Origin of the sequence: Streptomyces sp. NPDC048257 (genome assembly GCF_043201855.1) — a bacterium.
Lineage (GTDB): Bacteria > Actinomycetota > Actinomycetes > Streptomycetales > Streptomycetaceae > Streptomyces.
The window spans coordinates 116,278-140,860 of record NZ_JBICZI010000014.1 but is presented as its reverse complement, the minus strand read 5'-3'; the positions used below and the strand labels follow the sequence as shown (position 1 = coordinate 140,860).

The following is a 24,583-nucleotide window of genomic DNA, read 5'->3' as shown; positions in this document are numbered from 1 at the left end:
AGGACACCCCTAATCCACCTGGTACACGGAGTCCGTCTGGTCCGGGACGACGCTCCGGTCGCCCCGCAGGACCGGCCCCTTGGTGCCGTCGCGCTCGACGTAGCCGGTCGTCGCGCACGGGTAGGGGTCGGTCTTCTGTTTCTTCGGTTCGATGAACATGGGGTTGACGATCCAGCGGCCGTCGCTGTTGTCGTACGCGCGGCACATCAGCTCGTTCTTGTTGCGGTTCACGACGAGCCGCAGGGCGGTGGCGTCGCGCAGGAAGGAGATGTCGGTGTCGGAGTCTCCGGCGGCGAACACCTGGCGGCGGGCGGCGGGCTGGATCTTCTCGGCGGCCGCGCCGCGTACTGCGAAGATCTCCTTGTTGATCCAGCAGCGCTTGCCGTCGATGTAGGTGATCATCGTGTCCGCGCCGTCCTTGACGGATCCGCAGCCCTGGAGGTGGGTGGTGAACTTCCCGCCGTGGGTGGTGGTGTTGCGGATGCCTATGACGTGGTCGGCCTCGATGCCGACGCCCTGGGCCCAGACCTCGACCACGGGCTGCGGGGAGGCTGAGCTGATCCACACGTCGAAGCCGGCCTTCCGGAGGCCCTCGATCAGGTCCTGCTGCTGGTCGTAGTAGCGGACCCAGCCGGTGGCGGTGGTCGTGGTGCCGACCCGCTGCGTGGCGCCGACGGGCGCGGCGAGGTTCTCAGTGCGGGCCGCGGCGGCGAAGCCGCGGATCTCGCGGGCGGTCCAGCCCTGCATCAGCTGGGACAGCCAGGCGTACGAGGGCTCGGTGGTGCGGCGGTCCCAGCCGGCGAAGGCGGGGGCTCCGGTACGGGTCGCAGCGGTGCCGTAGACGGCGTTGATCTCGTCGGCGCAGGCGGCTCCCGCGGGGGTGCCGGTGGGCAGCGGGGCGCCGGGGCGGGCGAGGGCGGAGCAGGCGTCGGCCAGGGCCTTCGTGGCGGCCGGGGTGAGGTGGCGGCTGGTGGTGGACCAGTCCCCGGCGGCGGGCCGGCGGATGCGGTTGTTGCGCAGCAGCCAGAACATGGTCGCGTCGCCGACGTCGTTCTTGACGACGGTGTTGTCCCAGTCGAAGACGGCGACGGGCCTGGTGCGGCCGGGGCGGTGGGGGTCGCAGTCGCCGTACCGGTCGACGAGCTCCTGGAGGCGGGCCCGGTTGTCCCCGTACCAGCCGGAGCCGACCGTGACCCGGGCACAGGGTGTGTGCGACGCCTGGGCCGGTGGGGCGGCCAGAAGACTCGATGCGGCGAGCGCCAGGAGGGCGAGGGGGGCCGCCCACTTTCTCTGCATGCTGCTCCTTCGGGGAATCCGGGGGGCTCGGGGATCGGGGAGGGGCAGGAGAGCGGCCGGGCACCTTGCGGCGCCCGGCCGGCCGGGACGGGGTGGTGGTGTGCCGGGCCTACAGGGGGGTCACGTACGCACCGGAGATGCCGCCGTCGACGAGGAAGTCGGTGGCGTTGATGAAGGAGGAGTCGTCGCTGGCGAGGAAGGCGACGGCGGCGGCGATCTCGGTGGGCTCGGCGAAGCGGCCCAGCGGGATGTGCACGAGCCGGCGGGCGGCGCGCTCCGGGTCCTTGGCGAACAGTTCCTGCAGCAGCGGGGTGTTGACGGGGCCCGGGCACAGGGCGTTGACGCGGATGCCCTCGCGGGCGAACTGCACGCCGAGCTCGCGGGACATGGCGAGGACGCCGCCCTTGGAGGCCGTGTACGAGATCTGGGAGGTGGCGGCGCCCATGATGGCGACGAAGGAGGCGGTGTTGATGATGGAGCCGCGTCCCTGGCGCTGCATGTAGGGCAGGGCGGCCTTGCAGCACAGGTAGACGGAGGTGAGGTTGACGTCCTGGACGCGCTTCCAGGCCTCCAGGCCGGTGGTCAGGATGGAGTCATCGTCCGGGGGCGAGATGCCCGCGTTGTTGAAGGCGATGTCCACGGATCCGTAGGTGTCGAAGGCCGTCTTGAAGAGCGCCTCGACCTCCTCGGGGCTGGTGACGTCGACCTTGACGAAGGTGCCGCCGACCTCCTCGGCGGCGGCCTTGCCGGCCGTCTCGTCGATGTCGCCGCAGACGATGTTGGCTCCCTCGGAGGCCAGGCGGCGGGCCGTCGCGAGCCCGATGCCGCTGCCCGCTCCGGTGATGACGGCGGTACGGCCGACCAGGCGGCGGCAGATGATCTCTTCGTTCGACATGTGGGTTCAGGCCTCCGTGCTGATGAAGACGTTCTTGGTCTCGGTGAAAGCGGTGAGGGCGTCGGGTCCGAGCTCGCGGCCGAGTCCGGACTGCTTGTAGCCGCCGAAGGGGGTCCAGTAGCGGACGCTGCTGTGGGAGTTGACGGACAGGTTGCCGGCTGCGACGGCGCGCGAGACGCGCAGCGCGCGGCCGATATCGCGGGTCCACAGGGAGCCGGACAGGCCGTACTCGGTCGCGTTGGCCAGGCGTACGGCGTCCTCCTCGTCCTCGAAGGGCAGGACGACGGCGACCGGCCCGAAGACCTCCTCGGCGGCCACGGGGGCGGTGGGGGCGACGTCCGTGACGAGGGTGGGCGGGTACCAGAAGCCGGGGCCCTCGGGGGCCGTGCCGCGGATCGCGGTGAGGTCGTCGGTGACGAAGGACCGTACGCGGTCCAGCTGGGTCCGTGAGATCAGCGGGCCCATCTGCGTCTTCTCGTCGAGCGGGTCGCCGACGGCGACGGCCGCGATGCCGGGGGCGACGAGCTCCAGGAAGCGGTCGTAGGCGGAGCGCTGTACGAGGATCCGGGTGCGGGCGCAGCAGTCCTGGCCGGTGTTGTCGAGGAAGGCCATGGGGGCGGCGGCCGCGGCTGCTTCGAGGTCGGCGTCGGCGAAGACGATGTTGGGGCTCTTGCCGCCGAGTTCGAGGGTGACGCGCTTCACCCGGTCGGCGCACTTGGCCATGATCTGCTTGCCGACGCGGGTGGACCCGGTGAAGACGATCTTCGCGACGCCGGGGTGTTCGACGAGTGCGTCGCCCGTGACGTCCCCGCGGCCGGGCAGCACCTGGAAGAGGTGCTCGGGGATCCCGGCCTCGAGGGCGAGTTCGGCGAGGCGCAGCGCGGTCAGCGGGGTGGTCTCGGCGGGCTTGAGGATGACGGCGTTGCCGGCGGCGAGGGCCGGGGCCAGGCCCCAGGCCGCGATCGGCATCGGGAAGTTCCAGGGGGCGATCACGCCGATGACGCCGAGGGGTTCGAGGAAGGTGACGTCGATGCCGCCGGCCACGGGGATCTGGCGGCCGGAGAGCCGTTCCACTCCCCCGGCCGCGAAGTCGAGGAGGTCGCGTACGTTGCCGGCTTCCCAGCGCGCGTTGCCGATGGTGTGGCCGGCTTCGCGGACCTCCAGCTGGGCCAGTTCCTCGATGTGGCCGTCGACGACCGCGGCGAAGCGGCGCAGCAGCCGGGCCCGGTCGGCGGGGGCGGCCGCCGCCCAGGCACGCTGGGCCGCGGCGGCCCGGGCGACGGCGGCGTCGACATCGTCCCGTGTGGCGGCCGGGACGATGGCGACGGTTTCCTCGGTGGCCGGATTGAGCACTCTCAGATTCAAAGGGGCCAGCGCATCGGACACGTGGTGCCTCACAGTTTCGTTCGGTGGCGTGCGGTGGCTACAGGCGTTCGAAGGAGCGGCGCAGCTCCCAGTCGGTCACCGCGGAGTCGTAGGCGTCGAGCTCGACGCGGGCCATGTTCCGGTAGTGCGCGACCACTTCGGGGCCGAAGGCGGCCTTGGCGATCTCGCTGTTCTCCCAGAGTTCGGCGGCCTCGCGCAGGGTGGCCGGGACGTGGGCGTAGTCGGCGGTGTACGCGTTCCCGCCGCAGGCCTCGGGGAGCTCGAGGCGGTTCTCGATGCCGTAGAGCCCGGCCGCGACCAGGCCGGCGACGGCGAGGTACGGGTTGACGTCGCCGCCGGGGAGGCGGTTCTCGAAGCGCATGGAACGGCCGTGCCCGACGACCCGCAGGGCGCAGGTCCGGTTGTCCACGCCCCAGGCGACGGCGGTCGGCGCGAAGGATCCCGGCCGGAAACGCTTGTACGAGTTGATGTTGGGGGCGTAGAGGAGGGAGAAGTCGCGCAGTGCGGCCAGTTGGCCGGCCAGGAAGTGCCGCATCACCGGTGACATTCCGCCGGGCCCGTCTCCGGCCATGGCGTTCTGTCCGTCGGAGTCGGCCAGCGAGAGGTGGATGTGACAGGAGTTGCCCTCGCGCTCGTCGAACTTGGCCATGAAGGTGAGCGAGACACCTTCCTGGGAGGCGATCTCCTTCGCCCCGGTCTTGTAGACGGAGTGCTGGTCGCAGGTGGTGAGCGCCTCGTCGTAGCGGAAGGCGATCTCGTGCTGGCCGAGGTTGCACTCGCCCTTGGCCGACTCGACGATCAGGCCGGCGGCCTGCATCTCGTTGCGGATCCGGCGCAGCAGGGGCTCGATGCGGCCGGTCCCGAGGACGGAGTAGTCGATGTTGTACTGGTTGGCCGGCGTCAGGCCGCGGTAGCCCGAGTTCCAGGCCTGCTCGTAGGTGTCCTGGAAGACCATGAACTCCAGCTCGGTGCCGACCATCGCGGTGTACCCGGCCTCGGCCAGGCGCTCCAGCTGGCGGCGCAGGATCTGCCGGGGCGCGGCGACGACGGGCGAGCCGTCGTTCCACGCGAGGTCGGCGAGGAGGAAGACGCTGCCGGGGTTCCAGGGGATGCGGCGCAGGGTGGCGAGGTCGGGGTGCATGGCGAAGTCGCCGTAGCCCCGGTCCCACGAGGACATCTCGTAGCCGTCGACGGTGTTCATGTCGGTATCGACGGCAAGAAGGTAGTTGCAGCCCTCGGTACCGTGCTCGAGGACCTCGTCGAGGAAGAACTGTGCGGCGAACCGCTTGCCCTGGAGCCGCCCCTGCATGTCGGGGAAGGCCAGGACGACTGTGTCGATCTCGCCGCTGGCGACGAGGGAGCGGAGCTCCTCGGGCGCGAGCGGCGGCTTGCGGTCTACCACTGGAATCTCTCCTTCGGTGAGCCGAGGAGGCCTAAGGTATTGAATAGAACCATTGCTTGGGAAGGGGAGGAGCCGAGATGACCGATACGGCGAGCGAGGGCGACGCCCTCGCGCGACTGAATCCCGTGCTGCGCCAGGTACGGGCGGGCAACGGTTTCGAGGAAGCACTGGAGCAGATCCTCCAGGTGGTCCGGCTGGGGCTGGTGCCCGGCGGTGAACGGCTGCCGCCCGAGCGGGAACTGGCGGAGCGGATGGGGATCAGCCGGGTCACCCTGCGCGAGGTGCTCAAGGTGCTGCAGGACCAGGGGCTGGTGGAGGCCCGGCGCGGACGGTACGGCGGAACGTTTGTGCTGCCCCGCGCCGACACCCCGGCCGGTCGCGCCGAAGAAGAGCTGCGCCGGCGCGTCGCGGGCGTGGACATCGAGGACGTTCTGCGGTTCCGCGAGGTCCTGGAGGTGGGGGCGGCCGGACTGTGCGCCTCCCAGGGCCTGCCCGACGGGGGCACCGAGCGGCTGCTCGCCGCGCTGGCCGCCACCCACGACGCCCCGCTCGCCGACTATCGCCGCCAGGACACGCTCTTCCACCTCACCCTGTGCGAACTGGCCGGGTCCGCCACCCTGACGGCCCAGTACGCGGCCGTCCGGGCCTCCGTCAACGACCTGCTGGACTGCATCCCGCTGCTCGTGCGGAACCTGGAGCACTCCCAGCAGCAGCACAGCACGCTGGTGGAGGCGGTGCTGGAGGGGGACGCGGCCGGGGCGCGCGAGACCATGCGCGAGCACTGCTGCGGCACGGCGGCGCTGCTGCGGGGCTTCCTGGCCTGAGCGGTTCCGGGGGCGGCCGGGAGGGTTTCGTAACTTCTGTTTAACGCAGAGGTCTTGCGCACTCCACTCCTCTAAGGCAAAGGTACGCCCCACAACCATTGCCCCGAGGCAGGAGCGCACGATGGCCGACGACATCGAGGCACGGCTGAGCGCCGTACCCGCACCCACCAAGTCCCCCGACGGCGGGGACGGCACCGACGAGTACCTCGCGCGCCGGACGCTGCGCCGCGGCAGCGCCGGCTGGCTGCTCCTCACCGGCCTCGGCGTCGCGTACGTCGTCTCCGGGGACTTCTCCGGCTGGAACGTCGGCCTCGACAAGGGCGGCTTCGGCGGCCTCGCCATCGCCACCGTCCTCATGGGCGCGATGTACGCCTGCCTGGTCTTCTCCCTCGCCGAACTGTCCACCATCCTGCCGACGGCCGGCGGCGGCTACGGTTTCGCCCGCCGCGCGCTCGGCCCCTGGGGCGGCTTCCTCACCGGTACCGCCATCCTCATCGAGTACATCCTGGCCCCGGCCGCGATCGTCATCTTCATCGGCGACTACGTCGAATCACTCGGCCTCTTCGGCCTCACCTCCAGCTGGCCGGTCTACCTCGGCTGCTTCGTGATCTTCATCGGGGTCCACCTCTGGGGCGTCGGCGAGGCTCTCCGCTTCAGCCTCGTCGTGACCGCCATCGCCGTCGCCGCGCTGCTGATCTTCGCGGTGGGGGCCCTGACCGAGTTCGACGCCTCCGGCCTCAACGACATCCCCGTCGACGCGGAGGCCTTCGGCTCGAACTCCTGGCTGCCGCTGGGCCTGCTGGGCATCTGGGCCGCGTTCCCCTTCGGCATGTGGTTCTTCCTCGGCGTGGAGGGCGTACCGCTGGCGGCCGAGGAGGCCAAGGACCCGGTCCGCTCCATGCCCAAGGCCCTCTCCATCTCCATGGGCATCCTCGCCCTGCTCGCGCTGATCACCTTCTTCGCCGCGACGGGCGCCCAGGGCGCCGACGCCGTCAAGGACGCCGGCAACCCGCTGGTCGTGGCCCTGGAGGGAGACGGCGGCCCGACCGCGCTGAGCCGCTTCGTGAACTACGCGGGCCTGGCCGGCCTGGTGGCCTCCTTCTTCTCCCTCATCTACGCCGGCTCGCGCCAGCTCTTCGCCCTCTCGCGGGCCGGTTACCTGCCCCGATTCCTCTCGCTCACCTCGAAGCGCAAGGCCCCGTACCTGGGTCTCGTCATCCCCGGCGCCATCGGCTTCGCCCTCGCCGCGGCCACCGGCGACGGGGCCCGCATGCTCAACATCGCGGTGTTCGGCGCGACCATCTCCTACGCGCTGATGGCCCTCTCGCACATCGTGCTGCGCCGCCGGGAGCCGGACCTCGAACGTCCGTACCGCACCCCGGGCGGGATCCTGACCTCCTCGGTGGCCTTCGCACTCGCCCTGTCGGCCCTGGTCGCCACCTTCCTGGTGGACAAGGACGCGGCATTCATCGCCCTGGCCGTGTACGCCGTCGCCCTGGCCTACTTCGCGATCTACAGTCGGCACCACCTGGTGGCCTCGGCCCCGGAGGAGGAGTTCGCGGCTCTGGCGGAAGCCGAGGCGGAACTGACCCGCGACTGAAAGCCTGTTCCTGCCCCGCCCTACCCCCTGCTGGAGGTAACGAACGTGCCCAGGCCGCTCATCGGCATCACCACCTACGTCGAGGACTCCACCCGCTACGGCGTGTGGGACCTCCCGACATCCCTCGTACCGACCGGGTACTACGAACTCGTCCAGGCGGCGGGCGGCGCTGCCGTGCTGCTCCCGCCGGACGAACCCGGGGCGGCGGCGGAGGTGCTGAGCCGGGTGGACGGCCTGGTCGTCGCGGGCGGCCCGGACGTGGACCCGGTGCACTACGGAGCCGCGCGCGACTCCCGTACGGGCGCCCCCGCCACCGTACGCGACCACTGGGAGCTGGCCCTGATCGGCGCCGCGCTGGACGCGGACGTGCCCGTGCTCGGCATCTGCCGGGGCATGCAGGCGCTGAACGTGGCCCTGGGCGGCACGCTGATCCAGCACATCGACGGCCACTTCGAGACCCCGGGCGCCATCTCCTGGCACCCGGTCCGCCCGGTCCCGGGTACCCGGTACGCGGACCTGGTCCCGGAGGAGGCGCAGGTCCCGACCTACCACCACCAGGCCGTCGACCGGCTGGGCCGCGGCCTGGTCGTCTCGGCCCACGCGGTCGACGGCACGGTGGAGGCGATCGAACTGCCCGAACCGGAGCGGTGGGTGCTCGGCGTCCAGTGGCACCCGGAGCGGGACACGGACACGAGGGTGATGTCCTCCCTGATCGAGGCGGCCTCCGTGCGCACCGCGGTACCGGTGGGCTGATCCCGGGGCCCCGCGCCCCGGTGGCGCCCCGGTGGCGGCCCGGCGGCGGCCCGGCGGCGGCCCGGCGGCGGCCCGGCGGCGGCCCGGCGGCGGCCCGGCGGCGGCCGGTGCACGATTGGCCGGGCTCCCGCCGGGCGCGCACGCTGGAAGGATGCGGACCGAGCCAAAGGGCACGGCGTCCGGCCCGGTGGCCGGGTTCCTGGAGAACCCGATCGTCGGAATGGCGCCGTGGATCATCTTCTCGCTGCTGGTCGGACCGGGGCGGTTCGAGCTCGCGGTCACGCTGGCACTGGTCGCGGCACTCGCGCTGATCGCGGTGAGCCGCCTGGTCAACCGGGGCACGTCCTGGAAGCTGCTGGAACTGGCCGACGTGGTGTTCTTCGCCTCCATGGCCGTCGTCGGGCTCCTGGCGAGCGAGGGCACGAGGCGCTGGCTGGAGACGTACGCCGGCGAGGTCTCCAATATCGCGCTGGCCGTGATCGCCTTCGGCTCGATGGCCGTGCGGATGCCCTTCACCCTGCAGTACGCCCGCGAGCAGGTCGATCCGTCGCTCTGGCACGCCCGGGGCTTCCTGCGCACCAACTACATGATCACGGGCGCGTGGGGCGTCGCTTTCCTGGTGGCGGCCGCCGCGGGCGCCTACGGGGACCTCGTCCTGCACAACCCGGACAACATCTGGACCGGCTGGATCATCCAGATCCTGGCCATCGTCGCCGCGGTGAAGTTCACGGTCTGGTACCCGGACGTCGTCCGCGCCCGGGCGGTCCGCGAGGCCACCGGCGAGGGCCCCGAACCGCCCGGCAGGGCCGCGCTGTTGCTGCCGCTGGCGGGCCTGCTGATCCCGGTCGGGATCGCCGTCCTCGTCTTCGACGACATGTGGTGGCTGGGTGTCGCCCTGATCGTCGTGGGCTCGCTCCTGACGAAGGCCCTCGGGTCGCGGAGCGGCCGGGAATCCACCTGACGCCCTCCGCGACCGCCCCCCGGCGCGACGCTGATCAGTGGCTGAAGACGACCGACCGGAGCTCCAGCCGCTCCGAACCGCGGCCCGTGAACGGCCGCAGGGTGAAGTGGTCACCCTCGCAGTCGGGCTCGGTGAACACCGTGGCCGTCGCGTCGGTCCGGTTGCGCGGCGAGTGGGCGGGCGCGCTGGCGCCCGGGTCCTGCACCTCGGGCAGGGTGAAGCACTCCCGGCCCACCGGGTTCTCGATGACCGCGACCTGCGGGCTGCCGTCGAGGCCGACGTACGTGTACCGGAACTCGCCCGTCGCGGCCGAGGCCGACGTCGGTACGGTCAGCAGGAGGGTGAAGGCGCCACAGGCGGCGACGGCGGCGTTGCGAAGACGCATCAGGTGTTCTCCTCGGGAGAGCCAAAACGTGCAGGCACCACCTTTCCCGCAGTGCCCCGGCCCGGTCACCGGCCGACCACCGCCGAATCGATCCCTCCTCGCCCGATCGGCCCAGCCGGCCGGCCCGGACACCCCCTCCTCTAGATGCGGCGGCGGGTCAGGGACAGCAGGTCGCGGGCCGGGCCCGCCGGGCGGGAGCCCGTCGGCCAGACCGCCCGCAGCGCCCGGTCGAGCGGCGCGCCCGACACCGGGACCTCCACCAGCCGCCGCGCGCCCAGCTCGTCCCCCACCGCCAGCTCCGACAGCACGCACGGACCCGCACCGCTCAGCGCCGCCGCCTTCACCGCGGTGGTCGACGCCAGTTCCAGCAGCGGCGCGGCCAGCCCGCCCGCCGAGGCCAGCGCGGCGTCCAGGACCTGCCGCGTCCCGGAGCCCCGCTCGCGCAGGATCAGCGGGGTCGAGGCCAGTTCCGCCGCCTCCACCCCCCGCGCCCGCCGCGCCCACGCATGGCCCGGGGCCACCGCCACCACCAGGCGGTCCTGGGCGATCACCGCCGAGTCCAGGCCTTCGGGCACGGTCAGCCCCTCCACGAACCCGAGGTCGGCCTCGTGCGCGAGGACCCGTTCGGCGACCGCCGCCGAGTTCCCGGCGTGCAGGGACACCGCCGTGTCCGGGCGCTGCCCGCGCAGGGCGATCAGCCAGCCCGGCAGCAGGTACTCCGCGATGGTCATGCTGGCGGCCACTCGCAGCCTCGAGTCCCGCCGGCCGCGCAGCGCCTGCGCCCCCGCGTCGAAGGCCTCCGCCGCCTCCACCACCCGCCGGGCCCAGTCCGTGACCAGCGCGCCTTCGGCCGTCAGCGTCGAGCCGCGCGGGGAACGGTCGACCAGGGCCACGCCGAGCCGGGTCTCCATCGCCCGGATCCGGCTGCTCGCGGCGGGCTGCGTGATGCCCAGGCGCCGGGCCGCGCCGCTCAGGCTGCCGACCCGCGCGACCGCGAGCAGCAGTTCCATCGCGCCCAGGTCCGGTACCCGGTGCGCCAGCGGAACCCACTCGTCATTACCCATAACATCAGTTTATGGCCTCATAGGGAGATGACCTCTGCCGCCCCACCCGTCCCGGCGCGAGGCTGGGTCCATGGCCACCACCCTCGTGCGACCCCGCACCCACGTCACACCCGCAGTACGGGCCCACAAGGCCCCCTCGCTGCGGCATCTCGGCCCCAACTGGTACGCCTCCGTCATGGGCACGGCGATCGTCGCCAACGCCGGCGCAACCCTGCCCTACCAGCTCCCCGGCCAGCGCGTGGCCTGCCAGCTCGTCTGGGCGCTGTCCGCCGTCGCCCTCGCCGCCCTGCTCACGGCCCGCGCCGGGCACTGGCTCCACCACCGCGACCAGGCCCGCGCCCATCTCCTCGACCCGGCCGTCGCGCCCTTCTACGGCTGCCTGTCGATGGCGCTGCTGGCCGTCGGCGGCGGCACCCTCATCGTCGGCAAGGACCTCATCGGGACCGGCGCCGCCGTCGCCGTGGACGCCGCGCTCTTCACCGCCGGTACCGCGATCGGCCTGGTCATGGCCGTGGCCGTGCCCTACCTGATGGTCGTACGCCACAAGGTCGAGGCCGGGCAGGCCACTCCCGTCTGGCTGCTCCCCCTGGTCGCCCCCATGGTCTCCGCCGCCCTCGGCCCGCTGCTGATACCCCACCTGCCCGCCGGCCAGCCCCGCGAGGCCCTGCTCCTCGCCTGCTACGCCATGTTCGGCATCAGCCTGCTCGCCACCCTGCTGATGCTCCCCCTGATCTTCGGGCGGCTGCTGGTGGGCGGCCCGCTGCCGCTGGTCCTGACCCCCACCCTGTTCCTGGTCCTCGGCCCCCTCGGCCAGTCGACCACCGCCGTGAACCAGCTCGCCGATGTCGCCCCGCAGTCGGTCGACGGCACCCTCGCGGGCGCGCTGGGCGCCTTCGCCGTCGTCTACGGGGTCCCCGTGATGGGATTCGCCCTGCTGTGGCTGGCCCTGGCCGTGGCCATGCTGGTCCGGGCGGCCCGTAACGGCATGGGATTCGCGATGACCTGGTGGGCCCTGACCTTCCCCGTCGGCACCTGCGTCACCGGCGCCACGGGCCTCGCCCACCACACGGGCCTGACCGCCTTCGCCTGGCTCGCCGCCGCCCTCTTCCTGGTGCTGCTGACCACCTGGCTCCTGGCCGCGGCCCACACCCTGCACGGCCTGTTCACCGGCCGGCTGCTCGCCGGCTAGGCCGTCTCTTCCGGATCTTGCCGGGCCCGCAGGGTACGAGGGACGGCTCAGCGCGCAGCGCGCAGGGCCTGGGCCAGTACGGTCGGCGCCTCGGCCAGCGAGGGCCCGTACCAGGTCAGGTGCCGCCCGCTGATCAGCGCGGCGGGCAGGTCGGGGAAGGCCTCCGGGCCGTCCCCGGCCGTGAAGCGGTACGGCTCGTCCGGGAGGACCACCAGGTCGCAGCCGCCGGCCGCGAGCTCCGCCGCCGGGATCCTCGGGTACCGCTCCGGGTGCCCCGCGTAGACGTTGCGCACGCCGAGGCGTGCCAGGAGGTCCCCGGCGAAGGTGTCCCGGCCCAGCACCATCCACGGCCGCCGCCATACGGGCACGAAGGCGGTGCGCGCGCCGGCCGGCTCCACCCGGGCCCACGCGGCCTCCGCGTCCGACAGCCACCCCGGCCTCGTCAGCCCCAGCGCCCCCACCAGCACCCGGTCCAGCTCCCGCAGCGCCTGCGGCAGGTCCCGGACCTCGGTGACCAGCACCTCCACCCCGGCGGCGCGCAGCGCCGACAGGTCGGGGGCCCGGTTCTCCTCCTCGTTGGCGATCACCAGGTCCGGCCGGAGCTCCGCGATCCGCCGCACGTCGGGATTCTTCGTCCCCCCGATCCGCGCCACGTCCCCGTGCCCGTCCGTGAGGTCCTCGGGGTGCGTGCACCAGTCCGTGACCCCGACCAGCAGCCCCGGCGCGCTCACGGCCACCGCCTCGGTCAGCGAGGGCACCAGCGAGACGACCCGCCGCATGCCGCTCAGTGTCCCGGCGACGGGGGCTCGGAGGTCGCGTGGATGTGCTCGCCCACCGCGACGACCAGGATCCGGGTGTCCTCGGTGACCGCCCGCCAGCGGTGGCGCACCCCTCCGGACAGGAACAGCGCGTCCCCGCTCTCCAGCCGGTACGCCCGCCCCTCCGCCTCGACCTGGCAGGCACCCTCGACCACGTACATCAGTTCGTCGTTGCGGTGCTGGTACTCGCGTCCGGCGTCCTGGTCCCCGGTGAACTCCATCGCGTGCAGCTGGTGGTGGCCGCGCACGAGGGGCCGTACTCCCGGGAGCAGGGTGAGGACGGAGGCGTCACCGGCCCGTACGAGGTCCACCGTCCGCGCGGTGTCGGAGGCGGCCAGCAGTTCGACGGCCGTGGTCTCCAGCGCGTCCGCGACTCGTTCCAGGGACCGCATGCTGGGCCGGGCCCGCTCGTTCTCTATCTGGCTCAGGAAGGGCACCGACAGACCGCTGCGCGCCGACACGGCGGCGAGCGTGAGGTGGAGTGCGCGGCGCCGCTTGCGCACGGCCACGCCCACCCGAAGCGGCTCCTTGCCGTCCTTGTCCTTGCCCTTGTCGTCGCCGTCGATCAGCTTGCCGCTCGGTCCGTCCGTGCTGTTCGTGCTGTTCGTGCTGTTCGTGCCATCGGTGCCGTCGGTGCCGTCCCTGTCGTTCATGTCGGGGCTGCCCTCCCCATGTCTGTCGCACATCGGTGTGCTGTAAGCACCTTACGCAGCAACCGCCTCCGGTTTCGCGTGCACGGCTCTTCCCGTACCCGTGCGGTCACCGTCCGTCGCGGCGCCGGCGTCCCGGTGGCCGGGACAACCGCCGGAGCGTGTTGCGGCATCATCGACCCCGTGACGACACGACGCCTGATGCTCCTGGACACCGCCTCCCTCTACTACCGCGCCTACTTCGGGGTGCCGGACTCGGTGAAGGCCCCCGACGGCACCCCGGTCAACGCCGTGCGCGGCCTGCTCGACTTCATCGGCCGGCTCGTCCAGGACCACCGGCCGGACGATCTGGTCGCGTGCATGGACGCCGACTGGCGCCCGCACTGGCGGGTGGAGCTGATCCCCTCCTACAAGGCCCACCGGGTCGCCGTGGAGACCGAGAGCGGACCCGACGTCGAGGAGACCCCGGACACCCTCGCCCCCCAGGTCCCGATCATCGAGACCGCACTGGACGCCTTCGGCATCGCCCGGGTGGGCGTCGCAGGGTACGAGGCGGACGACGTGATCGGAACGCTAACGGCCCGCGCTCGAGGACCGGTGGACATCGTCACCGGCGACCGCGACCTCTACCAGCTCGTGGACGACGCCCGGCAGCGCCGGGTCCTGTACCCCCTCAAGGGCGTGGGCTCCCTACAGGTGACGGACGAGGCGTGGCTCCGCGAGAAGTACGGGGTGGACGGCCCCGGTTACGCGGACCTGGCGCTGCTGCGCGGCGACCCGAGCGACGGCCTGCCGGGCGTCCCCGGCATCGGCGAGAAGACGGCCGCCAAACTCCTGGACGCCTACGGCACCCTGGCCGGGATCATCGCGGCGATCGACGATCCGAAGTCGAAGCTGACCCCCACCCAGCGCAAGAGGCTCGACGAGTCCCGGCCGTATCTGGCGGTGGCTCCGAAGGTGGTCCAGGTGGCCTCGGACGTCCCGCTGCCGGCGTTCGATCCGGCCCTTCCGGCGGCTCCGGCGCAGCCCGAACTGGTGGAGGCGCTAGCCCATCGGTGGGGTCTGGGAGGCGCAGTCGCCCGCCTGAGCAGCGTGCTGCGCCACTGAGGTGATAACTTAGGTAAGGCTAAGTTTCATGGAGTCAGGGGAGTCACCGTGGCAGAAGGACGCGCCCGCACCGTCGGCACCGCCGTCGTCGTACGCACCGAGCGGCTGTCGCCGCACATGGTGCGGCTCGTGCTGGGCGGTGAGGGCCTCCGGGAGTTCGGCGCGGGCGAGTACACCGACCAATACGTCAAGCTGCTGTTCGCGCCGACGGGCGTCAGCTACCCCGCGCCGTGGGACCTGGAGCAGATCCGGGCGGACTTCCCCCGCGCGCAGTGGCCGCGGCAGCGCGCGTACACGGTACGGAGCTGGGACCCGGCGCACCTGGAGCTGACCCTCGACTTCGTCGTCCACGGCGACGAGGGCCTGGCCGGCCCCTGGGCGGCGCGGGTGAAGCCGGGCGAGCTCGTACGCTTCCTCGGCCCGGGCGGCGCCTACGCCCCGGACCCGGTCGCCGACTGGCACCTCCTGGTCGGTGACGAGAGCGCCCTGCCGGCGATCGCCGCCGCGATGGAGCGGATGCCGGCGGGTGCGCGGGTCCACGCGATCATCGAGGTCGACGGCCCGGACGACGAACTGAAGGTCGCCACCCCGGACGGCGTCCTCCCGGTCTGGCTGCACCGCGGCGACCGCCCGGTCGGCGAGGCCCTGGTGGAGGCCGTCACCTCGCTCGAGTTCCCCTCGAAGGACGTCCACGCCTTCGTCCACGGCGAGGCCGGCTTCGTGAAGGACCTGCGCCGCCACCTCCGCATGGAGCGCGGCATCCCGCGCGAACGCCTGTCGATCTCGGGCTACTGGCGCCTGGGCGAGACGGACGAGGGCTGGCGCGCGATCAAGCGCGACTGGAACGCCTCGGTCGAGGCCGAACAGGAGCACCGCGCAGCGGCGTAACGGTTCGCCTCGCCGGCGTTCGGGGCGGGGGGTCCGGGGGCAGCGCCCCCCGCAACGGCGCCGCATCCGCCCACCCGCACCCCGGCGGCGGCCGCGCCGCGCGTTCCGCGGCCCCCGGCAGGACAATGGCCCCATGCGTACGCTCCCCACCCTCGGGGCAGCAGGGGCCGCGGTCCTCCTGACCGCGACGGCGGCGATGCCGGCAACGGCCGCGCCCACCCCGCCCCCCGCCCCGAAGCCCCTGATCACGGACGCCGCCGTCGACAAGGCCGTCGCCCGCCTCGACCGCACGGTCGAGGACATGATGCGCCGCACCGGCGTCCCCGGCGTCTCCGTGGCCGTCGTCCACGACGACAAGGTCGTCCACATCAAGGGCTACGGACTCCGCAGAACCGGCGAGAGCGCCGAGGTCGGCCCCGACACCGTCTTCCAGATCGCCTCGCTCTCCAAGCCGGTGTCCTCGACGGTCGTGGCCGGCACCCTCACCGATCCCGCCGAGTGGGACCGCCGCACCGTCCTGCCCGGGTTCTCCCTCAAGGACCCCTGGGTCACCGACCACGTCGCGACCGCCGACCTGTTCTCCCACCGCAGCGGCCTTCCCGATCACGCCGGCGACCTCCTCGAAGACCTCGGCTACGACCAGGCGTACATCCTCGACCACCTGCGCCTGGAGCCCCTGGCCCCCTTCCGGGCGAGCTACGCCTACACCAACTTCGGGTTCACCGCGGCCGCCGAGGCCGTCGCCCGCGCCAAGGGCAGCAGCTGGCAGAAGCTCGCCGCGGACACCCTCTTCAAGCCCGCCGGCATGACCCGTACGAGCACCGAGTTCTCCGCGTTCGTCAACTCCCCCGACCACGCCGCCACCCACGTCAAGAACCCGGACGGCACCTGGAGTCCGCGCTTCGTCCGCGACCCGGACGCCCAGGCCCCGGCCGGCGGTGTCAGCTCCACCGCCACCGACATGGCCCGCTGGCTGCGGCTGCAGCTGGCCGGCGGCACCCTCGACGGGAAGCGCATCATCCCCGCCGACACGCTCGCCCGGACCCACCTGCCCGAAATCGTGTCGCAGCCGGCCAACGCCGTCGGCACCACCGATTTCTACGGCCTGGGCTGGAACGTCAGCTACGACAGCGCCGGCCGCGTACGCCTGAGCCACTCCGGAGCCTTCGACCTCGGCGCCAACACCAACGTCACCATGCTCCCGCTGGAGAAGCTCGGCATCGTCGTCCTGACCAACGGCGCCCCGGTCGGCCTCCCGGACGCCGTGGCCCTGGACTTCTTCGACTACGCCGAACACGGCAAGGTCTCGACCGACTGGCTCGCCCTGGCCGCCTCCGCCTATGCCGCGGCTCTCGAACCCTCCAACGGGCCGACCACCGACTACGCCCACCCGCCCACCGGCGCGCAACCGGCCCAGGACAGCGCCGCGTACACCGGGACCTACGACAACCCCTACTACGGCAAGGCCACCGTCACCGCGGACGACAAGGGCGCGCTCACCCTGGCCCTCGGTCCGGGGCCCCTGCGCTTCCCGCTCACCCACTACGACGGCGACACCTTCAGTTTCGTCACCGCCGGCGAGAACGCGGCCGGCCGCACCGGGGTGATCTTCGCCGACGGCACCCTCCGCATCGAGTACCTCGACGCCGAGCACCTGGGCACCTTCACCCAGCAGTAGCCGCACAAGGGCTGTCCCGTAATCCCCGGCGGGCGCACGACGACAGCTACGGCACCTCGCTGCGTTGTCGGAACGCCCGAATACGCACAGTATGAGGACGCTCCTCCGCCGCATCTGACGCCGTGCGCTGATCCACCGGGGATTGCGGGACAGCCCTTAGCCTGATCCCGATGAGACGCAGAGCCCAGCCGCCCCCCTCGCCCCTCCCCCAGCGCGCCGGCATCGATGCGGTCCGGCTGCGACTGCCCCCCGACCCGGAGGGCGCGTGGCCGGACCTCGGCGACTTCCTCGCCGCGCGCTACGCCGGCACCCGCGGCGCCGACTCCGTGGCCCACCTGCTGGCCGCGGGCCGGGTGCTCGGCCCCGGCGGGCGGGTGCTGAGCGCGCAGGACCCGTACGAGCCGGGCGCCTACCTGTGGTTCCACCGGGACATGGAGCCGGAGCCGCGGGTGCCCTTCCCGATCTCCGTCGTCCACCGGGACCCGCACCTGCTCGTCGTGGACAAGCCGCACTTCCTGGCGACCACCCCGCGCGGCAGTCACATCACCGAGACCGCCCTGGCCCGGCTCCGCGAGGAGCTGGACCTGCCCGAGCTGAGTCCGGCGCACCGCCTGGACCGGCTGACGGCGGGACTGGTGATGTTCAGCATCCGGCCCGGGGACCGCGGCGCCTACCAGCTCCTCTTCCAGCGGCGCGAGGTCCACAAGGAGTACGAGGCCCTCGCGCCCCACGACCCGGCGCTCGCCCCGGCCCTGCCGCGCACGGTCCGCAGCCGGATCGAGAAGGCCCGCGGGGTCATCGCGGCGGTCGAGGTGCCCGGCGGCGAGCCCAACGCCGAGAGCCTGGTCGAACTCCTCGACGCCCGGGGCGCTCTGGGCCGCTACCGGCTGACCCCGCGCACCGGCCGCACCCACCAGCTGCGGGTCCACATGAACAGCCTGGGCCTGCCCATCCTGGGCGACCCGGTGTATCCGCAGGTCACCGATCCGGCCCCGGACGACTACCGCAGACCGCTGCAACTCCTGGCCCGGGTACTGGAGTTCACCGACCCGGTCAGCGGAGCCGCGCACCGCTTCGAGAGCCGCCGCACGCTCCAGGCCTGGGACGACCGCGCGGGCTGGGAGGCGGGGTCCGGCCGCTAGGGGGCGTCTTGCCGATCCGCAGGGCTCGGCCTGATCGGCAAGATCCCCCTAGTCACCGGCCGTCTCCTCCGGATGGCCGACGCCCGCGATCCGCAGCGCCGCGTCGGCGGTGGCCTCCGCGAAGGCCGTCACCGGCCGCGCCGGATCCGTGCGGTGGATCAGCATGACGCCCTCGATGAGCCCGAAGACCAGGTCACCCCGGAGGGTCAACCCGGCCTTGTCCCCGGCCAGCCGGGCGCCGACGCAGGTCCCGGCGAGCAACGCCCGGTAGGCGTCCTTGAGTTCCCCGCGCATCCGGCGGAACCGCGTGAACCGCGAACCGCCCACCTCGGGCAGCAGATACAGCGCCCCCAGGTTGTGCGGTCCCCCGCACAACAGCAGCACGTCGGAGCGGCACAGCTCCCACAGCCGCCGCGCGGCCGGCCGCCCGTCATCGGCGAGCAGCTGCCGAGCCAGTACCAGCGAGGGTGCGACCGTGGACTCCAGCAGCTCGGCGAGGAGCTCCTCCTTGCCTGCGAAGTAGTGGTACATCGTGGCCTGGCGCATCCCGGCCCGTTCGGCGACGGCCCGCGTGGTGGTCGCCGCGTACCCCTGGACGGTGAACAACTCGGCCGCCGCGCAAAGGAGTTCCTCGCGCGGCGGCCGGCCGCTCTCCGGTCGCAGCCGGTCGGCACGTGGCCGACCGACGCGTCTCGGACCTTCGTCCGCTCCCCCACTCATGCCATCGATCGTCGCACAGAGCACGCCCATCCGATCATGGCAAGAGATGAGATCAGGCCAGGCCCGCCCTAGGAGGAATCACCAAATCCGCCTAGCCGACCGAGCTGTAGGCCACCACACCGCGAAGCAGGGCATCCACGGCCTTACGGGCATTGCGCGCCACCGTGCTCCCGCTGTCACCGGAGGCCGCCGGAGCCGCCGCCGCCACCTGCCCGAGCACGTCGATGACCTGCTTGCACCAGCGCACGAAGTCACCGGCCGGCATCTCCGCCTCGCGCAGGACCTCGTCCAGGCTCTTGTCGGAGGCCCACTGGTACACCGCCCAGGCGAAGCCGAGGTCCGGCTCGCGCTGGCCCACGCCTTCCGTCTGGTTGATGCGGTGCTCCTCCTCCAGCGCGTCGAGCCGGCCCCAGATCCGGATCATCTCGCCCAGCGCCTCCTTCGCGGCGCCGCCGGGTACCTTCGGCGCGACCGCGTCGTCGGACTGGCGCGCCTCGAAGACCAGCGCCGAGACGCAGGCGGCCAGTTCGGCCGGGCTCAGGCCCTCCCACACCTTGGCACGCAGGCATTCGGAGGCCAGCAGGTCCAGCTCCCCGTACAGCCGGGCGAGCCGCTTGCCGTGCACGGTGACCTCGTCCTCGCGCAGGTAGTCCAGCTCGGTCAGCAGCGCGTGGATCCGGTCGAAGGTGCGGGCGATGGTGTTCGTCCGGCCCTCGATCCGCCGCTCCAGCTGCTGGGTGTCCCGCTTGAGCCGGTGGTAGCGCTCCGCCCAGCGGGCGTGGTCCTCGCGCTCGTCACAGCCGTGGCAGGGATGCGCCCGCAGCTCGCTGCGCAGCCGGGCGATCTCACGGTCGTCGGCGGCCTCGGCCCGGCCGCGGGAGCGCCGCTCCGGCGTGATGTGCCCGGCCTTGGTCCGCAACTGGGACGCCAGGTCCCGGCGGGACTGCGGTGAGCGCGCGTTGAAGGTCTTCGGGATCCGCATCCGGTCCAGGGCCTCCACCGGGACCGGGAAGTCGATCGCGGCGAGCCGCTTGACCTGCCGCTCGGCGGTGAGCACCAGCGGACGCGGGCCCTCTGCGTACTCGTACCCACGGTGCCCGTTGACCCGCCCGGCCGGCACACCCGGGTCCAGGACCAGCGCGAGCCCGGCGAACTTGCCCGTCGGCACGTGGATGATGTCGCCCGGCTTGAGCTTCTCCAGCGAACTGGCCGCCTGCACCCGCCGCTGCGCCGCACCCTGCTTGGCCAGGTCCGTCTCACGGTCCTTGAGGTCACGGCGCAGCTGCGCGTACTCCTCGAAGTTCCCCAGGTGGCAGGTCATGCCCTCCAGGTAGCCCTCCAGGCCCTCCTCGTTGCGCTGCACCTGCCGGGAGATCCCGACGACCGAGCGGTCGGCCTGGAACTGCGCGAAGGAGGTCTCCAGCAGTTCGCGCGAGCGGTGCCGCCCGAACTGGCTGACCAGGTTCACGGCCATGTTGTAGGAGGGCTTGAAGCTGGAACGCAGCGGATACGTACGGGTACCCGCGAGCCCGGCGAGCCCCGCCGGGTCCATGCCGCGCTGCCAGAGCACCACCGCGTGACCCTCGACGTCGATGCCGCGCCGCCCGGCCCGGCCGGTCAGCTGCGTGTACTCGCCGGGGGTGATGTCGGCGTGCTGCTCGCCGTTCCACTTGACGAGCTTCTCCAGGATCACCGTGCGCGCGGGCATGTTGATGCCCAGCGCCAGGGTCTCCGTGGCGAAGACGGCCTTCACCAGGCCGCGTACGAAGAGCTCCTCCACGACCTCCTTGAAGGTGGGCAGCATGCCCGCGTGGTGCGCGGCGATGCCCCGCTCCAGGCCTTCGAGCCATTCGTAGTACCCCAGGACGTGCAGGTCCTCGGTGGGGATGGAGGCGGTCCGCGACTCGACGATCTCACGGACCCTGAGCCGCGCGGACTCGTCGTTGAGACGCAGGCCCGCGTACAGGCACTGCTGGACCGCGGCCTCGCAGCCGGCCCGGCTGAAGATGAAGTTGATGGCGGGCAGCAGCCCGTCGTTGTCGAGGCGGGCGATGACCTCGGGGCGGGAGGGCGTCCAGATCCGGCCGCGGGAGCGCCGCTCGCGCTCGCGGTCGGCCTCGCGGACCATCTTGCCGCGCCGCCGGTCCTTCGGACTGTACGTGCGGCTGTTCTCCTCGCGCGCCATGCGCAGCAGGTCGGGATTGACCTCCCGGCGCGCGGAGCCGCGGCCGCCGTGGTCGGACTCCTCCTCGAAGAGGTCGTAGATCTTGCGGCCGGCCATGACGTGCTGCCACAGCGGTACGGGCCGCTCCTCGGAGACGATCACCTCGGTGTCCCCGCGCACGGTGTCCAGCCAGTCGCCGAACTCCTCGGCGTTGGACACGGTGGCCGACAGGGAGACCAGGGTCACCGACTCGGGGAGGTGGATGATCACTTCCTCCCAGACGGCCCCGCGGAACCGGTCGGAGAGGTAGTGGACCTCGTCCATCACGACGTAGCCGAGGCCGCGCAGCGACTGCGAGCCCGCGTACAGCATGTTGCGGAGCACCTCGGTGGTCATCACGACCACCGGCGCCTCGGAGTTGACGCTGTTGTCGCCCGTCAGCAGGCCCACCTTGTCGGCGCCGTAGCGCTTGACGAGGTCGGCGTACTTCTGGTTCGACAGCGCCTTGATGGGCGTGGTGTAGAAGCACTTGCGGCCCTGCTGGAGGGCCAGGTGCACGGCGAACTCGCCGACGATGGTCTTGCCCGAGCCGGTCGGGGCGGCGACGAGGACGCCTTTGCCGGCCTCCAGTGCCTTGCAGGCCTCGACCTGATACGGGTCCAGATCGAATTCGTACATCTCGCGGAAGGGGGCCAGGGCGGAGGCCTCTTCGGCGGCGCGGATCCGGGCAGCGGCGTACCGCTCGGCGGGTGAGAGTTCTTCGGTCATCTTGCTGTCGAGCCTACCCGCCACCTCTGACAACAGTCGCGATCATTTAAGTGAGCAGGCGGACGGCCCGGGGCACGCACTCGGCGGTCACCGGCAGCACCCCGAGCGGCTCGCCGTCCGCGTAGGCGGTCAGGCCCGCCGCCGCCAGGGTGATCTTCCGGGCGCGGTGGACGGTCACCTTCGGGTGGCTCAGGTGCCGGCCCTTGTAGACCTGCGGGAACACCTTCAGCAAGGTGGCCCGGCTGCAGTCGCCGACCACCGTGACGTCGAAGAGCCCGTCGTCGGGGACGGCGTCCGCGCAGATGCGCATGCCCCCGCCGTAGGAGGATCCGTTACCGACGGCCACCAGCGTCGCCTCGGTCTCGATCACCGGGCCGTCGTCCAGGGTGATCCGGTACGGGTAGGGCCGGAAGGCGGCCAGCTCGGCGAGCATCGCCAGGTCGTACTTGAACCGGCCGGCCGGCAGCCGCATCCGGTTGCCCCGGTCGTTGACCCGCGAGTCGAAGCCGGAGCACAGCACGGTCCCGAACCATGCCCCGCGGTCGGCGCCGCCCACCCGCCCGAGGTCGATCTCCCGGATCCGGCCCTCCTTGACGGCTTCGGCGGCCAGCCGCCCGGCGCGGGCCGGCTCCCGTACGGGCAGTCCCATGGCCCGCGCGAAGTCGTTGCCGGTGCCCACCGCGACGACCCCGAGCGGCACCGGGGTGCCGGCGAGGGCCTGGAGCGCCAGGGAGACCATCCCGTCGCCGCCCACCGCGATCACCGCGCCGGTGCCCTCACGGACGGCGGCCGTCAGCCGGGCCAGCGCGTCCGGCGCGTCGGCGCCCACCACGGTCCGTACGGAGAAACCGGCTGCCCGGACAGCCGAAGCGGCCGGCTGCGCGGCGTGCGCGCCCCGGCCGCGTCCGGCGGTGGGATTGACGAAGAGGGTGACCTCGTGACTCACCACCGGAATGTACCTGTCAGGTGGCGTCGTCGTAACCGTTGATCCGCTGGCGTCCGCCGTCGGCCTGCTCGGGCAGGGCCGCGGGAGCCGGGACCGGTTCCAGCGAGCCGATCGCCTCCGGGGTGAGGTCCAGCTCGGCGGCCTCGTCGTCGCTCAGCCCCGCGTCGGGGTCGTTGCGCCGGCGCCTGCGGTCGTTGAGGAGGCAGAGGCCGAGGGCGGCGAAGTAGAGGGCCACGATGGGCAGGGCCAGCGCGAGCATGGTCGGCGGGTCACCGGTGGGGGTCGCGAAGGCGGCGAAGATCGTGATGCCGAGGACCATGCCCCGCCACCAGCTCGCCAGCCGCTTGCCGGTGAGCACGCCGGTGAAGTTCAGCAGGATCAGCAGCAGCGGCAGCTCGAAGGCCAGACCGAAGACGAGCACCATGCGGGCGACCAGGTCGAGGTAGTCGTCGACGGGCAGCAGGTTGCGCGCGTGATCGGGGGTGAACTCGAGCATGATCGTCGCGGTCTGCGGGAGGATCTTGTACGCGAGCACCGCGCCGGTCAGGAAGAGGGGCGCCCCGACCGCGACGAAACTCCGCGCGTACTTCTTCTCGTGGCTGTGCAGCCCGGGCGCGGCGAACGCCCACAGCTGGTACAGCCACACCGGCGCGGAGAGCACCACACCGGCCATCAGCGAGACCTTCAGGGCGATCGAGAACGCGGAGATCAGGCCGTTCACGGTCATGTCGGCGCAGGGGTGGCCGTTGCGCTGGGTCACCACACCGTTGGTGCAGCCGACGGAGTCGAGCATCGGCTTCAACAGGAAGTTGATGATGTCCCGGTAGAAGAAGGCAGCGACGATCGTGATCACCAGGATCGCCAGGACCGACTTCAGCAGGCGGTTTCGCAGCTCACGCAGGTGCTCGACGAGAGGCATACGCCCTTCGGCGTCCTTTGCCTGTCGTTCCTTCTTCTCCTGCTTGCGGGCAGACTTGAGCAACCCACGTCCCTTGTCTCGTTGCAGATGACTGGCGTGTACGGCGGGTGTCAGCCCTGGGCGGTGCGGTTCGGCTCGCTGACCGGACGGGAGCTGCTGACGTCACCGGGCGCGGCCTGGATCGTGCGCGGGGCGACCGGCTGCTGCGCGGCCTGGTCCGCGGGCGCGGCGGTGGCGGTTTCGTCGCCCTCGCCGTCCTTCTTCATGGCCTTGGCCTCGCTCTTGAGGATGCGGGCCGACTTGCCGAGGGAGCGGGCCATGTCGGGAAGCTTCTTGGCGCCGAACAGCAGGATGATGACCCCGACAATGACGAGGATTTCCCAACCCCTGAGGTTGCCCATAGGTATCTTCCTTTTCTCCGAGGTTCACAGCACACGGCACGGGCGCCTAGGACTGTCTAACGAGGATCGTAACCCCAGGGGGTTAACGCCCGGCAATCCCCGGGGGTCCCCGCGCTTGCGCCCTGGCCTGTAGTCAATGCCCTGGTCACACACATTCGTCCCGTTGTCAGGGACGTACGCCGTGTCCCGTCCGGGCCAGGTCCGCCGCCGCCCGCTCGAGATCCGCCGAGGCATCGGTGATCCGGCGGCTGGCCTGCGCCACCTGCGAGGCCAGTCTGCGCACCTCCAGGAACACCCGCACGGCCAGCACGGCGAGCACGGCCACTCCGAGGAAACCCAGGGCAATTGCGAACATCGGCCACAGCATGGCCCGAGCCTAGGCCACCGGCCGGATCAGATGCTGCGCAGGGTGCTCACGCCGCCACCGGTCAGCAGTTCCACGATGCGCTCACCAGCCGGTTTGCGGACGGCGGCACCACATTCAGGACAGGTAAAGGAATAGAAAGTGGTACGCCGGCTACCCCCGATGGCCAGCCGGAGGGCGCCCGCGTTCAGCTCGAAGCGGGCGTGGCAGTCGGGACAGGATGCCTTGAAGGCGACGGGCCCGGACGTTGGCGACATCGACCG

24 protein-coding genes are annotated in these 24,583 nt (G+C 72.0%); 9 read left to right on the top strand and 15 right to left on the bottom strand.

Translation table 11 applies throughout. The annotated features are described in order from the left end of the window. Positions 1–9 precede the first annotated feature (9 nt). The 4 genes from ACGFZK_RS24870 to ACGFZK_RS24855 all read right to left on the bottom strand — a co-directional run bounded on the left by ACGFZK_RS24870 (position 10) and on the right by ACGFZK_RS24855 (position 4,979). The gene (locus ACGFZK_RS24870; RefSeq protein ID WP_393851059.1) at positions 10–1,296 is read right to left on the bottom strand and encodes a haloacid dehalogenase-like hydrolase; all 1,287 of its coding nucleotides are present in this window, start codon (positions 1,294–1,296) and stop codon (positions 10–12) included. 109 nt (positions 1,297–1,405) lie between these two features. Beyond that, a complete protein-coding gene (locus tag ACGFZK_RS24865; RefSeq protein WP_052877158.1) occupies positions 1,406–2,191 on the bottom strand; it encodes a 3-oxoacyl-ACP reductase in 786 nt (261 codons plus the stop codon). Between the two features lie 6 nt (positions 2,192–2,197). Beyond that, positions 2,198–3,550: an aldehyde dehydrogenase family protein gene (locus ACGFZK_RS24860; protein ID WP_393851090.1), complete on the bottom strand. Its 1,353-nt coding sequence runs from the start codon at positions 3,548–3,550 to the stop codon at positions 2,198–2,200. A 64-nt stretch (positions 3,551–3,614) separates the two neighbouring features. Then, on the bottom strand, positions 3,615–4,979 hold the full coding sequence (locus ACGFZK_RS24855) for a glutamine synthetase family protein (protein WP_393851058.1): 1,365 nt from the start codon (positions 4,977–4,979) through the stop codon (positions 3,615–3,617). A 77-nt stretch (positions 4,980–5,056) separates the two neighbouring features. On the opposite strand from ACGFZK_RS24855, the gene ACGFZK_RS24850 reads away from it, so the two are divergent. The 4 genes from ACGFZK_RS24850 (at position 5,057) to ACGFZK_RS24835 (ending at position 9,117) form a co-directional block, all read left to right on the top strand. Then, the gene (locus tag ACGFZK_RS24850) at positions 5,057–5,803 is read left to right on the top strand and encodes a FadR/GntR family transcriptional regulator (protein WP_393851057.1); all 747 of its coding nucleotides are present in this window, start codon (positions 5,057–5,059) and stop codon (positions 5,801–5,803) included. Between the two features lie 121 nt (positions 5,804–5,924). Beyond that, positions 5,925–7,403, top strand: a complete 1,479-nt coding sequence (gene eat, locus ACGFZK_RS24845; protein WP_393851056.1) for an ethanolamine permease — start codon at positions 5,925–5,927, stop codon at positions 7,401–7,403. Positions 7,404–7,448: 45 nt separating this feature from the next. Further along, a complete protein-coding gene (locus ACGFZK_RS24840; protein ID WP_393851055.1) occupies positions 7,449–8,156 on the top strand; it encodes a gamma-glutamyl-gamma-aminobutyrate hydrolase family protein in 708 nt (235 codons plus the stop codon). A 151-nt stretch (positions 8,157–8,307) separates the two neighbouring features. Beyond that, positions 8,308–9,117 (top strand): hypothetical protein, encoded by an 810-nt coding sequence (locus ACGFZK_RS24835; RefSeq protein WP_393851054.1) that lies wholly within the window; start codon positions 8,308–8,310, stop codon positions 9,115–9,117. A gap of 34 nt (positions 9,118–9,151) precedes the next feature. Here ACGFZK_RS24835 and ACGFZK_RS24830 read toward each other — a convergent pair whose 3' ends face one another. Both ACGFZK_RS24830 and ACGFZK_RS24825 read right to left on the bottom strand, forming a co-directional pair. Next, positions 9,152–9,502 carry a hypothetical protein gene (locus tag ACGFZK_RS24830; RefSeq protein ID WP_393851053.1) on the bottom strand — a complete coding sequence of 117 codons (351 nt, stop codon included), beginning with the start codon at positions 9,500–9,502 and terminating at the stop codon, positions 9,152–9,154. A 140-nt stretch (positions 9,503–9,642) separates the two neighbouring features. Continuing rightward, positions 9,643–10,566 (bottom strand): LysR family transcriptional regulator, encoded by a 924-nt coding sequence (locus ACGFZK_RS24825; RefSeq protein WP_393851052.1) that lies wholly within the window; start codon positions 10,564–10,566, stop codon positions 9,643–9,645. A gap of 70 nt (positions 10,567–10,636) precedes the next feature. Here ACGFZK_RS24825 and ACGFZK_RS24820 point away from each other — a divergent pair, with 70 nt between their 5' ends. Continuing rightward, the gene (locus ACGFZK_RS24820; RefSeq protein WP_393851051.1) at positions 10,637–11,755 is read left to right on the top strand and encodes a TDT family transporter; all 1,119 of its coding nucleotides are present in this window, start codon (positions 10,637–10,639) and stop codon (positions 11,753–11,755) included. A 47-nt stretch (positions 11,756–11,802) separates the two neighbouring features. On the opposite strand, the gene ACGFZK_RS24815 is transcribed toward ACGFZK_RS24820, so the two are convergent. After that, entirely contained in the window at positions 11,803–12,534 is a 732-nt protein-coding gene (locus tag ACGFZK_RS24815) for a helical backbone metal receptor (protein ID WP_393851050.1), read from the bottom strand. A gap of 5 nt (positions 12,535–12,539) precedes the next feature. After that, entirely contained in the window at positions 12,540–13,226 is a 687-nt protein-coding gene (locus tag ACGFZK_RS24810) for a helix-turn-helix domain-containing protein (protein WP_393851049.1), read from the bottom strand. 198 nt (positions 13,227–13,424) lie between these two features. Here ACGFZK_RS24810 and ACGFZK_RS24805 point away from each other — a divergent pair, with 198 nt between their 5' ends. From ACGFZK_RS24805 to ACGFZK_RS24790, 4 genes are all read left to right on the top strand, one after another. Continuing rightward, positions 13,425–14,330 (top strand): 5'-3' exonuclease H3TH domain-containing protein, encoded by a 906-nt coding sequence (locus ACGFZK_RS24805; protein WP_393851089.1) that lies wholly within the window; start codon positions 13,425–13,427, stop codon positions 14,328–14,330. A gap of 48 nt (positions 14,331–14,378) precedes the next feature. Beyond that, complete coding sequence (locus ACGFZK_RS24800) at positions 14,379–15,218, top strand: siderophore-interacting protein (protein WP_393851048.1); 840 nt, start codon at positions 14,379–14,381, stop codon at positions 15,216–15,218. Between the two features lie 133 nt (positions 15,219–15,351). After that, positions 15,352–16,896 carry a serine hydrolase gene (locus tag ACGFZK_RS24795; protein ID WP_393851047.1) on the top strand — a complete coding sequence of 515 codons (1,545 nt, stop codon included), beginning with the start codon at positions 15,352–15,354 and terminating at the stop codon, positions 16,894–16,896. A gap of 170 nt (positions 16,897–17,066) precedes the next feature. After that, positions 17,067–18,038 carry an RluA family pseudouridine synthase gene (locus ACGFZK_RS24790; protein ID WP_393851046.1) on the top strand — a complete coding sequence of 324 codons (972 nt, stop codon included), beginning with the start codon at positions 17,067–17,069 and terminating at the stop codon, positions 18,036–18,038. Positions 18,039–18,086: 48 nt separating this feature from the next. Here ACGFZK_RS24790 and ACGFZK_RS24785 read toward each other — a convergent pair whose 3' ends face one another. The 7 genes from ACGFZK_RS24785 to ACGFZK_RS24755 form a co-directional block, all read right to left on the bottom strand. Beyond that, positions 18,087–18,758, bottom strand: coding sequence for a helix-turn-helix domain-containing protein (locus ACGFZK_RS24785; RefSeq protein ID WP_393851045.1), 672 nt, complete (start codon positions 18,756–18,758; stop codon positions 18,087–18,089). A gap of 91 nt (positions 18,759–18,849) precedes the next feature. Beyond that, the gene (locus ACGFZK_RS24780) at positions 18,850–21,690 is read right to left on the bottom strand and encodes a DEAD/DEAH box helicase (RefSeq protein ID WP_393851044.1); all 2,841 of its coding nucleotides are present in this window, start codon (positions 21,688–21,690) and stop codon (positions 18,850–18,852) included. Between the two features lie 46 nt (positions 21,691–21,736). Continuing rightward, positions 21,737–22,636 (bottom strand): diacylglycerol kinase, encoded by a 900-nt coding sequence (locus ACGFZK_RS24775; protein WP_393851043.1) that lies wholly within the window; start codon positions 22,634–22,636, stop codon positions 21,737–21,739. Between the two features lie 16 nt (positions 22,637–22,652). After that, positions 22,653–23,618: a twin-arginine translocase subunit TatC gene (tatC, locus tag ACGFZK_RS24770; RefSeq protein ID WP_393851042.1), complete on the bottom strand. Its 966-nt coding sequence runs from the start codon at positions 23,616–23,618 to the stop codon at positions 22,653–22,655. 47 nt (positions 23,619–23,665) lie between these two features. After that, positions 23,666–23,956, bottom strand: coding sequence for a Sec-independent protein translocase subunit TatA (tatA, locus tag ACGFZK_RS24765; RefSeq protein ID WP_393851041.1), 291 nt, complete (start codon positions 23,954–23,956; stop codon positions 23,666–23,668). A gap of 166 nt (positions 23,957–24,122) precedes the next feature. Next, entirely contained in the window at positions 24,123–24,323 is a 201-nt protein-coding gene (locus ACGFZK_RS24760; protein WP_393851040.1) for a hypothetical protein, read from the bottom strand. Positions 24,324–24,349: 26 nt separating this feature from the next. Further along, a complete protein-coding gene (locus ACGFZK_RS24755) occupies positions 24,350–24,577 on the bottom strand; it encodes a hypothetical protein (RefSeq protein WP_393851039.1) in 228 nt (75 codons plus the stop codon). Between the last annotated feature and the right edge of the window lie 6 nt (positions 24,578–24,583).